Below are 17340 nucleotides of genomic sequence, written 5' to 3' on the forward strand. Positions count from 1 at the left end.
CAAAGTTTACACGCAAAACAAGTGGTATATCGAAATGTTTAACTGCTGCACGAAGAAGCAATCATATTGGCAAAAGGCACATCTTATACCAATGCCTTTTGCCGATATTGATCCTATCTCTAGCCTACAATGGTCTTTATATAATCGGAAGGACAGATATTATAGAATTCCTTAAACTTTTTTCCAAAATATTTGGCGTCACAATACCCCAGCATAGTGGCTATTTCAGTATTGCTATATTGCTGGGAAGCCAAGAGCTTGCGCGCCTTATCCATTTTAAATGAATAGATATAATTCTCCGGTGATTTTCCGGTTAGTTCTCTCATCTTGCTATAAAATGCCGTGCGACTTTTGCCGATATCAGTACAAAGTTGCTTTATCAAATATCTTTCTGACAAATTTTCTTCGAGGATTGAATTCACCTTTTCCATGAATTCCTGATCTTCTTTCGTTGACTTTTCCTTTGGAGACATTAAAGGAGAAATTGCATCTGACAAAAATTGTTTTATTCGCTCCCGCAAGACTAAATGGTTTTCTATCAGCATACGTATATTTGCCCTGAATTTGCAGATACTTTCAGTTCGCAACTCCAACCGATCCGCTCCACTTCCCAAATGGGACATATAGCTTTCATTATCGAATGACCTTATCAAAAGTACAATCGGCATATTCCCCACTATCTTGTCCGCTTTGATTCGGAAACAAAGAGCATCTCCACTTACTCCATTTACATTATCATCAATAATAACGGCATCAGGATTCAGGTAGATAATGTTTTTTATTAACAGGTCCGGGTTATCAAGAACTGTAATCCGAAAATATCTCGACAAGTCCTTTTTCAAATAATCGCTAAATAACTTATCTCCCATAACTAACAGGATACAAGGCATATCCTTGATTTTAGAATATTGATTATCATCCTCCGGAATCTGAACTGAACTGTCGGAAGCACTTTTTGTTTCGGCTACTTTATGTTTTATAACGGGACATGACTGATTCCGGCAATAACTGTCTGTCGGAATAACAATCCGAAAACTGACTGCCTTACCATATCCGTAACCTGTTATTTTTCCGCCGTGCAAATGAATGATTTTTCTCACAGTCCGTAAATCACTATAACCATATATAGGGAACATAACAGGAATAAGAGGAATTATCATCTTATTCTTGCCTTTCTCCGCAATTCCACAATTACTTACATATAGCTCCCACGAATTTATCGCATGTGTTATCTTTATGGATATGCAACACCCCGGTGCAGAAGTCTGAATCATTTTGTTCAAAAGATGTTGCAATGCCGCTGTCATAATATTCTCATTAATCCTACAACTTACACAATCCGGACATTCATTGACTACCAAACGTATCTGACGGGATTTCGCATACGGTCGGCACTGATTCACAATGGAAGTGATATAGGTAAAAAGTTCAAAACTAATTGTGGATGTTTTGGGCTTGATTTTTCCATTCACTTTATCAAGTGTGGCAACATTGTGATTACAGTCTATTATACATTTAGTATACCCCAGTGCCTCTTCTATCTTTGGAGAAAGGGATTCCGGAAGATTATCGGTCCTAATATCTTCCAACTGGTTCTGTAATAATAGTAATGGCGTATGTACCGCATGAATCATATTCACTGTAAGCTTATATTTTTCATGTGACTGTAACCTTGAATTATAGTCCAACAAGAAATACACCAATAGACAAACAAACAGCCCAAGTCCAAGACTCTCCACAGGAACCACATACCCTAATAGAGACATATTGGGTAAAATTACATCAGCAGTTTGCTTACTATCTGCCAAATTGGCTCCGGCACTCAAAAAGAGTGAAGCCTGAAAATCTGATAACAAATTCAGGTAACAATTATTCATACTAGTATCGGATTAAATTAATTAATATTTTACACTTTCAACATAACACGCCTAATTCTTTTTATGCATGCCAAAAGTCGATGCAAGTGTAAACATTTTAACAGCCGCCGTACAGGTGGTTTCCGACATAATAAATGGGTGTTTTTTATCAAATGGTAACAAATTACGCTGTTACCTCAGAAATACAGGACTTAATCGCAATTTTACCAGTTCAGTATAGGCTACAGTCTCCATCCATTCAATCATAGGACTGCTGATATACCACTTTAGAAAAACCGATATGACAATTAATAATGGCAACAATTATAGAAAGACTTCATCATAGGAGGGAATATCTTTAGCATCATAAACATGAGCGACAGCAAATATATCTTCTTTTTTTATTAACAACCAGTCCTTCCCCTTCTCATCCATATTGGTACGTACAAGTGTAAATAATCCTTTGAGCTTATGCCCATGTAACTTAAACTCAAGTAGACCATGTTCGATAGCGGAAGATATGTCATGACTATTGCCGACATATGCGTATGTCCCACTATCCCATATCTCTACTTCACCCGCACCATAGTTACCCTCCGGTATCACTCCTTCAAAGTGGGCATAACTTAAAGGATGATCCTCCACTTGGATAGCCAACCTCTTGTCTTTAGGATTCATAGAAGGTCCCTTGGGCACCGCCCAGCTTTTCAATACTCCGTCTATTTCCAAACGAAAATCAAAATGAAGACGACTTGCCTCATGCTTTTGTACAACAAAAACAGGTATGCGGTTGGGAGTTTCCAACATCTCCGGTGACGGTTCCGAAGTCCTGCCAAATTGTCTTTTTTCCTGGTATTCTTTAAGACTCATATATTTTTAGATTTAAATGATTCAGCTCTATAACATTCCATAGACTTCTTTGTTTGCGGGTTTCATGCATTTTAATGGCTTTAAAAACGTATTTAATTTTACTAACTTAATAATTGCTTTCTTAAATCTGTCTTCTGGAAGTTTATTTGAATGTACTTAAATCAATAGAAATCACATAAACTAATTTCCCTTCAGATTTGTTTTTCAATGAAAAACAATTATTATGAAGAAGAATTTATCTGTTAATCAAGTAGTCATTGGCTGTCTGTTTGTATTCTTGTCTCCTTCTCTTGCAGAAGCCTGCACAGGCATTACTTTAAAAAGCAAAAATGATACTACTATCGTTGCAAGGACGATTGAATGGGGTGGAAGTGACATGAACAGCCAATATATCATTGTTCCAAGAGGGCATACCGAACAATCATTCACTCCGGATGGCATTGACGGAATGTTGTATGCCGCACGATACGGCTATGTAGGACTGGCTGTCGAACAAAAAGAATTCATAGCCGAAGGTCTGAACGAAGCCGGACTGTCAGCAGGATTGTTTTATTTTCCTCATTATGGTGAATATGAAAAATACAATCCGGCAGAGAAAGCAAAAAGTATTTCTGATTTACAACTCGTATCCTGGATTCTGGGAAAATGTAAAACTGTGGATGAAGTAAAAAAAGCAGTTCAGGAAGTACACGTGATTAATTTTATCCCACAAGCATCTACTGTTCATTGGCGTTTTACCGACACTTCCGGTCGCCAGCTGGTTTTGGAGATAGTTCAGGGCATCCCCCATTTTTATGAGAATAAATTGGGAGTACTGACAAATTCTCCCGGTTTTGAATGGCATCTGACGAATCTCAATAATTATGTCAACCTATACCCCGGATCAGCTCCGGCCAAACGTTTGGGTAATATAGAATTAAGTGCTTTCGGCTCCGGAAGCGGCTTTCTAGGTATTCCAGGTGATATAACTCCACCCTCCCGTTTTGTACGTGCCGCTTTTTATCAGGCAACGGCTCCCCAACAGGATACTGCCTTAAAGACCGTTCTTCAATGTTTCCAAATACTGAACAATTTCGATATACCGGAAGGGATAGAGTTTCCGGCAGGAGAAATTCCGGCAAATATTCCAAGCGCTACCCAATGGACTTCAGCGACAGACATAGCCAATCGAATCATTTATTTCCGTACGATGTATAATAGCGCTATACGCAGTATCGATTTACATTCGATTAATTTTTCTACTGTACGTTATCAAGCCGTACCGATGGATATTGTCAAACAACAGCCTGTTGAAAATATAAGAATAGAATAGAAAATACCGGAAGTATATCCACTATACATCTTTCTTTCATTGTTCTGTAGAATAATACTTGCATTTCCGAGGCAAGATGTTTCACAGAATATGGGTACAAAAATCGTCTCCAATCGTCCTTTTATAAAAGTATAAAAGCAATTGGACAGAAATGAATAAAAAGAGATTAATCGGATATCTGTTTGTAATGGTGTCTGTAAGTTGTATTCATGCACAGGAAAAGAGAGCAGCCATGCAGGAATACAAATTATGGTACGACCGTCCTGCACAGGTATGGACTGAGGCTTTACCCTTGGGGAACGGTCGCCTGGGAGCTATGGTATATGGTACACCGGGTACAGAACAAATACAGTTAAACGAAGAAACCATTTGGGCAGGACGCCCCAACAACAACGCAAACCCGAATGCACTGGAATTTATTCCGAAAGTACGCGAACTTGTTTTTGCCGGAAAGTATCTGGAAGCACAGACCCTTGCTACAGAGAAAGTGATGGCGAAAACAAATTCGGGAATGCCTTACCAAAGTTTCGGTGACCTGCGAATCGCTTTTCCCGGACATACCCGTTATTCCAATTACTACCGGGAATTAAGTCTGGATTCGGCACGTGCCATCGTCCGTTATGAAGTGGACGGAGTGCAGTATCAGCGTGAGACAATCACCTCATTTACCGACCAGGTGATAATGGTCAGACTGACAGCCAACCGTCCGGGGCAGATTACCTTCAACGCCCAATTGACTTCTCCCCATCAAGATGTTATGATTTCTTCCGAAGAAGGAAACTATGTCACGCTTTCAGGTGTGTCTTCCTGGCATGAGGGACTGAAAGGAAAAGTAGAATTTCAGGGACGGTTGAGCGCACAAAACAAGGGCGGGAAGCTAGCTTGTACTGACGGCATCCTTTCCGTTGAAGGGGCTGATGAAGCCATCGTATATGTATCTATCGCTACCAACTTCAATAATTATCTGGATATTACAGGCAATCAGATTGAAAGGGCTAAAGAATACCTGTCTAAAGCAATGATGCATTCTTATGCGGAAGCCAAGAGAAGTCATACCGATTTCTATCGCCGATATCTGACCAGAGTGTCTTTGAATTTAGGCGAAGACCAATATAAAAATGTAACAACCGACAAACGGGTAGAGAATTTCAAAGAAACGAATGATGCCCATTTGGTTGCCACATACTTTCAGTTCGGGCGTTATCTGCTGATTTGTTCCTCGCAACCGGGCGGACAGCCTGCCAACCTGCAAGGCATATGGAATGATAAGCTATTCCCTTCATGGGACAGCAAATACACCTGCAATATCAATTTGGAGATGAATTACTGGCCCTCGGAAGTTACGAACCTGAGCGAACTGAACGAACCACTTTTCCGGCTGATAAAGGAAGTAAGCGAAACAGGAAAGGAAACGGCTAAAATCATGTATGGAGCTGACGGTTGGGTATTGCATCACAACACAGACATATGGCGTGTCACAGGAGCTATTGACAAAGCTCCCTCAGGTATGTGGCCGAGTGGCGGAGCATGGCTCTGCCGTCATTTATGGGAACGTTATCTCTACACGGGAGATGTAGATTTCCTGCGTTCCGTTTATCCCATACTAAAAGAATCGGGACGTTTCTTTGATGAAATCATGGTCAAAGAACCTGTACACGGTTGGCTGGTAGTCTGTCCAAGCAATTCACCGGAGAATGTACACTCTGGCAGTAACGGCAAAGCAACCACAGCCGCCGGATGCACAATGGACAATCAATTGATTTTCGACCTTTGGACGGCTATTATTTCGGCGTCCGACATATTGGATATTGATAAAGAATTCGCCACTCACCTGTCACAACGCCTCAAGGAAATGGCTCCCATGCAGGTGGGACATTGGGGACAGTTACAAGAATGGATGTTCGATTGGGACGATCCGAATGACGTACACCGTCATGTATCCCATCTTTACGGACTATTCCCCAGTAACCAGATTTCCCCTTACCGCACTCCCGAATTATTCGATGCCGCACGCACTTCGCTCATTCATCGCGGAGATCCTTCGACCGGTTGGAGCATGGGATGGAAAGTCTGCCTTTGGGCACGTCTGCTTGACGGCGACCATGCCTACAAACTGATAACAGACCAGTTGACCCTTGTACGCAACGAGAAGAAAAAAGGCGGCACCTACCCTAACCTGTTCGATGCGCATCCGCCTTTCCAAATTGACGGAAACTTCGGTTGTGCGGCAGGAATCGCCGAAATGCTGATGCAAAGTTACGACGGTTTTATCTATCTGCTTCCTGCGCTTCCTTCTCTCTGGCAAGAGGGTTCTATCAAAGGAATTATCGCCCGTGGCGGTTTTGAACTCGACTTGAGTTGGAGCAACGGGAAAGTTAGCCGTTTGGTTATAAAATCCCATAAAGGTGGCAACTGTCGTCTGCGCTCGCTCAACCCGTTGACAGGCAGAGGACTGAAACGTGCCAAAGGGGAAAATCCGAATCCTCTCTATGCTGTTCCTACTATTCCCGAACCATTAATCAACGAAAAAGCCAACCTGAATAAGCTGGTGGTTACAGACACTTATATCTATGACCTGCCCACCAAAGCAGGACAGGAATATATATTGACCGGAAAATAATAACTCAACCGATATGAACAGAAACTTATCAAAACTGATTGTCGCTTGCGGAGCTGCTTGTTTTATCGCATGCACGGCACCTCAGAAAGCAGAAACAGAAAAATGGAGTGAACGTATGGCACGCTCCGAAATGAAACGTTTTCCCGAACCCTGGATGATTGAGAAAGCCAGGAAACCACGTTGGGGATATACCCACGGTCTTGTGGTTAAGTCCATGCTCGAAGAATGTAAACATACGGGCGACAGCACCTACTATGATTATGCAAAAATCTATGCTGACAGCCTGATTGATGCCGACGGACGTATCAAAACCATGAAATATCTTTCATTCAACATTGATAATGTCAACGGTGGCAAGATTCTTTTTGACCTTTACGCACAGACAGGAGACGAACGTTACAAGATTGCCATGGATACCTTACGCAAGCAAATGGCGGAACAACCCCGTACAAGCGAAGGCGGATTCTGGCATAAACTGAGATACCCGCACCAAATGTGGCTGGACGGAATCTTTATGGCTTCTCCGTACTTGGTTCAATATGGCGCCACTTTTGATGAGCCGGGCTTATTTGATGAAGCCGTGAAGCAGATTCTTCTCATAAACCAAAAGACTTATGATCCTGCAACCGGACTGTATTATCACGGTTGGGACGAAAGCCGTGACCAAAAATGGGCAAATCCCGAAACGGGCTGTTCTTCTAACTTCTGGAGCCGCAGTATCGGATGGTACGGAGCCGCCACTGTCGATGTACTCGATTATCTTCCACAGGAAACTGCCGGACGCGACAGTGTGATGCAGATTCTTCAGGGACTGGCCAAGACACTGGTGAAATATCAAGATCCTCAATCGGGTACCTGGTATCAAGTGACCGACCAGGGAGCACGCGAAGGGAATTATCTGGAATCTTCGGCAACTGCCTTATTTATTTATACACTTGCCAAAGCTATCAACAAAGGATATATCGGCAAAGAATATATTGAACCCACACAAAAAGCCTTCGAGGGTATGGTTAATACATTCACCCGCCTTGAAGAAGACGGCAGCTATACAATCACCAACTGCTGCGCAGTTGCCGGATTGGGTGGAGATTCTAAAAGATACCGTGACGGCTCATTCGAATATTATATCAGTGAGCCGATTATCGAAAACGATCCGAAATCGGTAGGTTCGTTTATTTTGGCTGCTATTGAATACGAGAAAATGATAGAGAAAAAATAATATTCAGGCACGGATTACACGAATTTCACGGTTTTTAGAAATATGATTGCATATAGCAACAGCGTAATCCGTGTAATCCGTGCCTGAATACGAGATCATTAGTACAATAAACTAAAAACGATAAAATACAATGAGAAAATTCAAGATTATTCCTCTTTTGTTGCTGCTATTGACACTGGCAACTTCGGCCGCAGCGCAGAAGAAAACACAAAAGACGTATATCCCCTGGGACAATGGCAAGCTCGTCGTTTCCGAAGAGGGACGCTATCTGAAACACGAAAACGGTACTCCTTTCTTCTGGCTCGGAGAAACAGGATGGCTGCTTCCCGAACGGTTGAACCGTGACGAAGCCGAATATTATCTGGAACAGTGCAAACGTCGCGGATACAATGTGATTCAAGTTCAGACGTTGAATAATGTACCATCCATGAACATCTACGGACAATATTCCATGATAGACGGATATAATTTCAAAAACATCAACCAGAAAGGTGTATATGGTTATTGGGATCATATGGATTATATCATCCGTACGGCTGCAAGAAAAGGTATGTACATCGGTATGGTTTGTATATGGGGAAGCCCTGTGAACCGTGGCGAAATGAATGTAGAACAGGCTAAGGCCTACGGCAAATTCCTCGCAGAACGATACAAGGACGAGCCGAACATTATCTGGTTTATCGGCGGTGATATTCGTGGTGACGTAAAGACAGCCGAATGGGAAGCATTGGCGACCTCTATCAAGGCAATCGACAAAAATCACCTGATGACTTTCCACCCACGCGGCAGAACGACTTCGGCAACCTGGTTCAATGATGCCCCCTGGCTGGATTTCAACATGTTCCAAAGCGGACACCGTCGTTACGGACAACGTTTCGGTGACGGTGACTACCCTATCGAAGAAAATACGGAAGAGGACAACTGGCGCTTCGTTGAACGTAGTATGGCTATGAAACCGATGAAACCTGTGATTGACGGAGAGCCAATCTATGAAGAAATCCCTCACGGCCTGCATGACGAAAATGAATTGTTATGGAAAGATTATGATGTACGCCGTTATGCTTATTGGTCGGTCTTTGCAGGTTCTTTCGGACATACGTATGGACACAATTCCATCATGCAGTTTATCAAACCGGGTGTAGGCGGTGCTTATGGAGCAAAGAAACCCTGGTACGATGCTTTAAACGATCCCGGTTATAATCAAATGAAATATCTGAAAAACTTGATGCTGACTTTCCCATTCTTTGAACGCGTACCGGATCAGTCCATTATCGCAGGTCAGAACGGAGAACGTTACGACCGTGCCATCGCTACACGCGGTAATGATTATCTGATGGTATATAATTATACCGGACGTCCGATGGAAGTCGATTTCAGTAAAATCAGCGGTGCAAAGAAGAATGCCTGGTGGTACACAACGAAAGACGGCAAACTGGAATATATCGGTGAGTTTGATAATGGTGTGTACAAATTCCAACATGATAGCGGTTATTGCAGCGGCAACGATCATGTCCTGATTGTTGTAGACAGCAGTAAAGATTATCTAAATAAAGACTGGACGGAAATCAATGCTCATGAATAAAAGAATTTTTATATTATCTATATTATCTCTTCTGTTCTTTGCAGGTTCGCTACGTGCATCTATAGGCATAACTGACCTGCGAGTAGAGCAGCTAAAGAGCCCGATAGGTATCGATGTACGCCAGCCCCGACTGGGTTGGCGTATCGAATCGGATGAACAGAATGTGATGCAAACAGCGTATCACATTCTTGTTGCATCTTCTCCCGAGCTATTGGCGCAAGGGAAAGGAGATATCTGGGACTCGGGAAAAATAGAGTCCGACGCTTCCCAATGGATCACTTATCAGGGAAAGTCTCTAAAACGTAATGCTCCCTATTACTGGAAAGTGAAAGTATATACCAATAAAGGTGAAGCAGACTGGAGTGCTCCGACTTTCTGGAGCATGGGATTACTCAACGAAGCAGACTGGCAAGGCCAGTGGATTGGTTTGGATCGTGCCGCGCCCGGTGATAGTGAGACGCAATGGAGTCGCCTGGCAGCCCGTTACCTTCGCAAAGAATTTGCTTTAAGCAAAGAAGTGAAACGTGCAACGATACACATTGCCGGAATGGGACTTTACGAATTGTTTATCAACGGACAGCGTATCGGCAACCAGGTATTGGCGCCCGCTCCTACCGACTACCGAAAAACAATTCTGTATAATACCTACGATGTAACTTCTCAACTTCAGAAAGAAAACGCCATCGGAGTTACTTTAGGAAATGGCCGTTTCTATACGATGCGTCAGAATTACAAACCATATAAGATACCGACGTTCGGTTATCCCAAGCTTCGTCTGAATCTGATTGTCGAATATACAGATGGCAGCAAAGAAACAATTTCTACAAACACTTCATGGAAATTGACTACCGAAGGCCCTATTCGCAGTAACAACGAATATGACGGTGAAGAATATGATGCCCGCAAGGAACTGGGAAACTGGACACAAAACGGATATGATGACAAGAACTGGATGCCGGCACAACGGGTAAGTATTCCTTCGGGAACATTACGCGCCCAAATGATGCCGGGTATGAAAGTAACGGAAACATTGGAACCTGTTTCTATCAAAAAGCTTGGTGATAAATATATTCTGGACTTCGGCCAGAATATGGCAGGTTGGGTACGTTTCCGCATTAAAGGACAGACAGGTGACAGTATCCGTCTCCGCTTCGCGGAAACCTTGCAGGCTAATGGAGAACTCTTTACCAGAAATCTGCGTGACGCCCGTTCCACAGATGTATATATTGTAAACGGACAGGAAGATAAAGACGCTACCTGGGCACCCCGTTTCATTTATCATGGTTTCCGCTATGTAGAAGTCAGCAATTATCCTGACGCAAAGGCGGAAGACTTCGTGGCTGAAGTAGTAGAGGATGAAATGGAACATACGGGTTCTTTCAGCTGTTCCGATGAGACGCTTAACAAGATTGTCCGTAACGCATCTTGGGGAATCCGGAGTAATTATAAAGGCATGCCGGTAGATTGTCCGCAACGCAATGAACGTCAGCCCTGGCTAGGCGACCGTACTATGGGTTGTTGGGGAGAAAGTATGCTTTTCGATAATCATGCTATGTACACCAAGTGGGCACGTGACATCTGCGAAGCACAACGTGAGGATGGCTGTATTCCAGATGTAGCTCCGGCTTACTGGAACTATTACTCGGACAATGTGACTTGGCCTACTGCCTTACCTATGGCATGTGATATGCTTTTCACCAATTTCGGGGATAAACGTCCGATAGAAATGAATTATCCGGCTATCAAGAAGTGGGTGTCCCATATTCGTGAATACTATATGACAGAGGATTTTGTCATTACAAAAGATAAATATGGTGACTGGTGTGTTCCGCCCGAGTCATTGGAACTCATTCACAGCAAAGACCCTTCCCGCAAAACGGACGGTTCACTTATCGCCACTGCTTATTATCTGAAAGTGTTGCAACTGATGCATCGTTTTGCAAGTTTACAAGGCCTGAAGGATGACGCAGAAGAATGGGAAGACTTGGAGCATCGCATGAAAGATGCGTTCAATGCCCGTTTCCTGCATATAAAAGAAGGAACTTCCCTTGTTCCGGGACATACATTATACCCGGACAGCATCTACTATGGCAATAATACGGTTACTGCAAACATTCTGCCGCTTGCTTTCGGTCTGGTTCCTAAAAATCACATCAAAGAAGTAGCCAAGAATGCCGTTACCTCTATTATTATAACTAACAAAGGACATATCAGCACCGGAGTAATCGGTGTGCAATGGTTGTTGCGCGAATTAAGCCGTCGCGGGCATGCCGATGTGGCTTACTTGCTTGCCACCAATAAAACATATCCTTCCTGGGGATACATGGTTGAAAAAGGCGCTACTACCATTTGGGAATTATGGAACGGTGATACGGCAAATCCTGAAATGAATAGTGGCAACCATGTGATGCTTTTAGGAGATTTATTACCCTGGTGTTTCAATAATCTCGCAGGTATCCGGGCAGACCGTTGGAAATCCGGTTATAAGCATATTGTCTTTCAGCCGGCTTTTGAAGTCCAGGAGCTAAGTAATGTAGACGCATCCTATATGAGCATCTACGGAAAGATAATCAGCCGATGGAGCAAAACGCCCACGCATCTCGAATGGGACATCGAGCTTCCCGCCAATACAACGGGCGAAGTACATCTGCCGGATGGAAGAAAAGAGCGAATAGGCTCAGGAAAATATCATTTCAGTGTGGATATACCGACTAAGAATACAGCTATTCTAAGTGATGAGTTTCTATACGAAAAGGCTTCTTTCCCCGAATGCCATGGAGCTACTATCGTAGAAACGAAGAACGGCGATCTTGTTGCTTCATTCTTCGGTGGAACGAAAGAACGTAATCCCGACTGTTGTATATGGGTATGTCGCAAACCGAAAGGTGCTAAAGAATGGACTGCTCCCCAACTTGCCGCTGACGGGATATTCTCACTCAAAGACCCGCAAGCTATCCTAGCGGGAATTGATTCTACTTGTACGCCTGTAAAAGACGCAAAAGGAAAACTGATTGCCCGCCGGAAAGCCTGTTGGAATCCGGTACTTTTTCAGATTCCCGGTGGCGATTTGATTCTGTTTTATAAAATAGGTCTGAAAGTAAGTGACTGGACAGGGTGGTTAGTTCGTTCACGTGACGGTGGAAAGACATGGAGCAAACGCGAACCTCTGCCGAAAGGTTTTCTAGGGCCTATCAAGAATAAACCGGAATATATCAACGGACGTATTATCTGCCCTTCCAGTACGGAAGGCAGTAATGGCTGGCGTGTTCACTTTGAGATTTCAGACGATAAGGGCAAAACCTGGAAGATGGTAGACCCGTTGGATGCAGAATTATCCGTACCTACTCAAAACCGTAAAAAAGGGGGGATAAACGTAGATGACCAGGAAGGTGGAGAAGCAATCAAAGGAGAAGGCGCAAAACCGATTTATGCCATACAACCCAGTATTCTGAAACATAAGGACAGAAGACTGCAAGTGCTTTGCCGTACACGCAACGCACAGATAGCGACTGCCTGGAGTAGCGATAACGGAGATACATGGAGCAAGGTTACGTTACTAGATGTTCCGAATAATAATTCAGGAACGGATGCCGTGACTATGAAAGATGGCAGGCATGTGCTTATCTATAACAACTTTTCTACGCTACCCGGAACTCCGAAAGGGCCTCGCACTCCGCTCTGCATAGCTGTATCAGAGGATGGAATCAGTTGGAAGCCTGTTCTCACATTGGAAGATAGCCCGATCAGCCAATACTCATATCCTAGCATTATCCAAGGCAAGGACGGAAAATTACATGCTGTTTACACCTGGCGTCGCCAACGAATCAAATATGCAGAAATAAATCCAAAGAACTTTTAAGAATCGAACTGTCATTTGACTAAAATCGACCGCCCGTTTTAACAGAAACGAGCGGTCGATTTGTTATAATCATACGGTCGTTCCCCACAAATCGAACAGTCATTTCTTGTGAATTGAGCAGTCGTTTCTATCCAATCGAGCGGTCGATTCTTTGCATATATCCTTTTTATATTTTACATTTGCCAATAAATAGATAATAACAATGGCAGATAATTATTTAGAAAGACAAAGGGAGCAATACGAAGCTAGAAAAGCTGCTTGGAAACAGGCGCAAAAGTATGGCAAAAAGAAATCTGCAACAACTCACACGGTCAAATCGGAACAGGCCATTGAAGCCGATCCAAAAGCAGAGAATCTGAAAAGAAGAGTGTTCGTTACCGGTGGTGCGGAAGGTATAGGTAAAGCAATAGTAGAAGCTTTCTGTCAGGCTGGAAATCAAGTCTCCTTTTGCGATATAAACGAAGTAGCGGGTCAACAGACTGCTAAAGAAACTGGAGCTATATTCTATCAAGTAGATGCCAGTGATAAAGATGCGCTTGAGAACTGTATGCAGCAGATTCTGAAAAATTGGGGAGACATTGACATTATCATCAACAATGTAGGAATCAGCAAGTTCTCTCCTATTACGGAGACAAGTGTAGAGGATTTCGATAAGATTCTTTCTGTGAATCTGCGGCCTGCATTTATCACCTCACGATTGCTTGCCATTCATCGTAAAGCACAATCCTCTCCCAACCCATATGGAAGAATTATCAATATCTGCTCTACACGCTATCTGATGAGCGAGCCGGGAAGTGAAGGTTATGCTGCTTCCAAGGGTGGAATCTATTCGTTAACCCATGCTTTGGCCTTATCACTCTCCGAATACAACATTACAGTTAATTCCATCGCACCGGGATGGATACAAAACCATGATTACGATCAGCTCCGCCCGGAAGACCATTCACAACATCCTTCCCGACGAGTAGGAAAACCGGAAGATATCGCCCGTATGTGTTTATTCCTCTGTCAGGAAGAGAATGACTTTATCAATGGAGAAAACATGACCATTGACGGTGGAATGACTAAAAAGATGATTTATGTTGAGTAAAGTCCTGTAATGCCTGTCGGGCGACTTCAACTCCTGTTTCCACAATAGCGGCCGCATGATGGAATTCCATCATATCATAAGCATTGCCGGACATTTGAATTAACAAGTCGGGCTGACAACGGTCTACCTGATAACGGGTGATTTGCTGCATCATCATCCTTGAAGATTCCGTCAACAGATTGTATGGACTCATCTTCTTTTTCTTGCCGCAATCGACCGGAGCATTCACATCAACTGCTATCAGAATATCCCCTTCCGTGCGCTGCACATGGTTTAACGGGAGAGGATTCAAAATACCACCATCAATTAAAACCATACCGTCTTTTCGTAAAGGGCGGAAGAGCATGGGTATGGATATAGAAGCGCGAATCGCTTCATGCAGGCTTCCCCGGTCGAACCGTACTTCCTGGTCACGGACAATATCCGTAGCCATTGCCACATAAGGAATCGGCAAATCCTCAATATTCATATCGGGAATAATCTGCTTTAATTCTTTGATAAAGCGGTCACCTTTCACCAGTCCGTCCCTGCTCAATGTGAGGTCTGCCAATTCCCACATCTTACGTTTATCCCAATGGTATAGCCACTCTTTGCACTCTTCCATTTTTCCCGAAGCATACATCGCTCCCACCATTGCTCCCATAGAGCTTCCTGAAATAGAGGTTATCTCAAAATCATGCCGCAGCAATTCTTCAATTACTCCTATATGTGCTATTCCACGTGCTCCACCCATGGAAAGGACTAATGCTACTTTTTGCTTGCTCATATAATATACTATTCTGTTAATCGTTTACAAGATAACAAATTTTTCACAAAAAAGATGTTTAATTCCGATTAATAATCGGATTGACTGATTGAAAACCGATAATAGAAGAAAGGCAGTAACCCACTTTTTCAGTGGTTTACTGCCTTTCCTTTATAGTCTTTTATTCGGATACAATGATTCTACTTCTTTCCTTGAGCTTTCTTTTCTGCGTTTCGCTTGTTTACATAGTCCTTAAACATCTGACGCCAGTTGCGGCCATGTTCATTAAAGTACTGTTCGCACTTGGTTTTATAGATTTCAAAGATAGCAGAAATCTGCTTCATATTCTTATAGTCAATAGCCTGTTCACGCGCCAGTTTCAATTGTTCCAGGACAAACGCAGTTTCTTCTTCTGTCATATTGGGGACAATAGCCTGATATCCTTTCAATGTAAACGCTACCTTACCAACCGTATATTTATCAAGTATTTGCTCTACTTGTTCTTCCGTCAACACTCTGCGCAAGCCTTTCATCAGTCTTTCATGTACTTCTTTCGGCATGGCAGAATCGGCTATCATTTCGCGGTCGAGTTTGCTTAATGGTTTGCCTGTCAATGGATTGATACCGGCAGGAATCGTTGTATAAGGATGGTCATTATGCCAGTCGCGCACTTGACGCAAATGATTATAAATAGTTGTTACGGCAAATCCGGCTTTCTTATCATCATTCAAATTCAGTGAAGCCACCCAGTCCATTGCTTTTTTCTCAAGAGAAGCATCCGATTTCAGTTTGGCGAACACTTTCTTATCAAAGTAAGCTGCTACCTTATCAAATGAACGGATGGCACCTTCAGGAAGTAATTCACCGTTTTCTCCGAAGCTGTACATGGCACATTCCGGTTCAATGGTAACCTTGCTTTCATCCAACATCTTCTTATTCAAATTGAATACGTCCGCGAAAAAGTCATAGACTGCATTTCTCTTATTAGGACCGAAATCATGCTTTTCTTTCGGAAGATGTACATTGGCTACTTTATCTTTAGCGTTATAGAACCCGTATATTCTCTGCAAATAAGGAAATTCCAAATCAGGAACACTTGCTGTCCAGTCTCCGCCGTCAGAAACAATCAATTGCGGACGGGGGGCAAAAATAGCAGCCAATTCTGCGTTACAAGTCCCGCCCGCAGAAAGTTGAATCGGCATTCCGCTTTCACAAGGGCATCCACCGTCGAAATGGGAAGCCAGACTTACAACCGGAGCAGAAGCCGTAAAACGGTCATCCAGCACGCTTAATAAAACAGTATGTGTGCCGCCACCTGAGCCACCATTCGCTCCGATACGACTGGTGTCAATATCTTTGCGGGAAGTAAGCATGTAATCAAGAATCAACAAACCATTCATAGCCTGGATAGTGTGTGCCGCACTGCTGCGATGTGCTGCACTTCCAACTTGCAGAATGGATTCTCCCCATCCGAACAAGTCGTAATCGACACAGATTGCTCCCATTCGTGCCAAAGTACCCATACGCTGCTGTTGGTCTTCACGATAACGACCGCCACCGAAATGTCCGTTCGGACAGATAATCAATGCATGTTTTCCTTTTGATTGGGGTGTATAGATAGAACCGCAGACATATAAACCGGGCAACGTTTCAAGCGCAAAATTCTGTACAGTATAGCCGTCAAACTTACGTATCTTTGAAAGAATTGGCTTTGATTTCACACATTGAGCCAGTAAAGCATCCATCCCCAAACGTTGGCGGACTTCCTTTTTTAGAGAATCGGCACGAAGCTGAAAAGCTTGTTTGTCCGCATATAGCGTATTAAGATAAGCTAGCATCTTTTCCCCATCCGCATCTGTACGGCGTGGATACTCATAGGCTTTTAACTTATACATATTTCCTTTCTGCTTGACAAACTTATAATCAAAAGGTGCCAGTACGTTTGTCAGCGACTCTTCCACCGAATAAGGGCGGATACGGAAATCAGCATAGGACAACACCTTGCCTACCGTATCAATATCATACTTTAACCGTACTCCAAAACGGTTCTGAATATCTGACAGGACTTCATTCAAGGGACGGGCAAATTCCGTCTCATATGTTTGTGTTTGCGCTTCTGCCGAAAGGGATGCGGCAAGAAGCATTGTGAAAAGGATTCGTTTCATTTTCTGATTCGTTTAATTTCTA

General features: G+C 43.2%; 10 protein-coding genes. 6 read left to right on the forward strand and 4 right to left on the reverse strand.

The genetic code is table 11. The features are described from left to right. Nucleotides 1-119: 119 nt before the first annotated feature. The gene (locus tag AB5443_RS06855; protein ID WP_277133222.1) at nucleotides 120-1877 is read right to left on the reverse strand and encodes a helix-turn-helix domain-containing protein; all 1758 of its coding nucleotides are present in this window, start codon (nucleotides 1875-1877) and stop codon (nucleotides 120-122) included. Between the two features lie 303 nt (nucleotides 1878-2180). Then, nucleotides 2181-2726: a DNA polymerase ligase N-terminal domain-containing protein gene (locus AB5443_RS06860; RefSeq protein ID WP_022140058.1), complete on the reverse strand. Its 546-nt coding sequence runs from the start codon at nucleotides 2724-2726 to the stop codon at nucleotides 2181-2183. A 223-nt stretch (nucleotides 2727-2949) separates the two neighbouring features. On the opposite strand from AB5443_RS06860, the gene AB5443_RS06865 reads away from it, so the two are divergent. The 6 genes from AB5443_RS06865 (at nucleotide 2950) to AB5443_RS06890 (ending at nucleotide 14408) form a co-directional block, all read left to right on the forward strand. Beyond that, a complete protein-coding gene (locus AB5443_RS06865; RefSeq protein ID WP_073345161.1) occupies nucleotides 2950-4038 on the forward strand; it encodes a linear amide C-N hydrolase in 1089 nt (362 codons plus the stop codon). Nucleotides 4039-4189: 151 nt separating this feature from the next. Continuing rightward, the gene (locus tag AB5443_RS06870) at nucleotides 4190-6658 is read left to right on the forward strand and encodes a glycoside hydrolase family 95 protein (RefSeq protein WP_277133225.1); all 2469 of its coding nucleotides are present in this window, start codon (nucleotides 4190-4192) and stop codon (nucleotides 6656-6658) included. Nucleotides 6659-6671: 13 nt separating this feature from the next. After that, nucleotides 6672-7877 carry a glycoside hydrolase family 105 protein gene (locus AB5443_RS06875; RefSeq protein WP_277133227.1) on the forward strand — a complete coding sequence of 402 codons (1206 nt, stop codon included), beginning with the start codon at nucleotides 6672-6674 and terminating at the stop codon, nucleotides 7875-7877. Nucleotides 7878-8007: 130 nt separating this feature from the next. Further along, nucleotides 8008-9459, forward strand: coding sequence for a glycoside hydrolase family 140 protein (locus tag AB5443_RS06880; RefSeq protein WP_368113517.1), 1452 nt, complete (start codon nucleotides 8008-8010; stop codon nucleotides 9457-9459). Further along, nucleotides 9452-13318 carry a family 78 glycoside hydrolase catalytic domain gene (locus AB5443_RS06885; protein WP_368113518.1) on the forward strand — a complete coding sequence of 1289 codons (3867 nt, stop codon included), beginning with the start codon at nucleotides 9452-9454 and terminating at the stop codon, nucleotides 13316-13318. Before AB5443_RS06880 ends, AB5443_RS06885 begins: the two co-directional genes overlap by 8 nt. 202 nt (nucleotides 13319-13520) lie before the next feature. Next, a complete protein-coding gene (locus tag AB5443_RS06890; RefSeq protein WP_368113520.1) occupies nucleotides 13521-14408 on the forward strand; it encodes an SDR family NAD(P)-dependent oxidoreductase in 888 nt (295 codons plus the stop codon). Here AB5443_RS06890 and AB5443_RS06895 read toward each other — a convergent pair. Both AB5443_RS06895 and AB5443_RS06900 read right to left on the reverse strand, forming a co-directional pair. Next, complete coding sequence (locus AB5443_RS06895; RefSeq protein WP_368113522.1) at nucleotides 14383-15174, reverse strand: patatin-like phospholipase family protein; 792 nt, start codon at nucleotides 15172-15174, stop codon at nucleotides 14383-14385. The two genes, AB5443_RS06890 and AB5443_RS06895, sit on opposite strands and share 26 nt — an antisense overlap. Nucleotides 15175-15353: 179 nt before the next feature. After that, nucleotides 15354-17318 carry a DUF3826 domain-containing protein gene (locus AB5443_RS06900; protein ID WP_368113523.1) on the reverse strand — a complete coding sequence of 655 codons (1965 nt, stop codon included), beginning with the start codon at nucleotides 17316-17318 and terminating at the stop codon, nucleotides 15354-15356. Nucleotides 17319-17340 lie beyond the last annotated feature (22 nt).

The organism is Bacteroides sp. RTP21281st1_H5_RTP21281_210402 (assembly GCF_040918965.1).
GTDB classification, from domain to species: domain Bacteria; phylum Bacteroidota; class Bacteroidia; order Bacteroidales; family Bacteroidaceae; genus Bacteroides; species Bacteroides congonensis.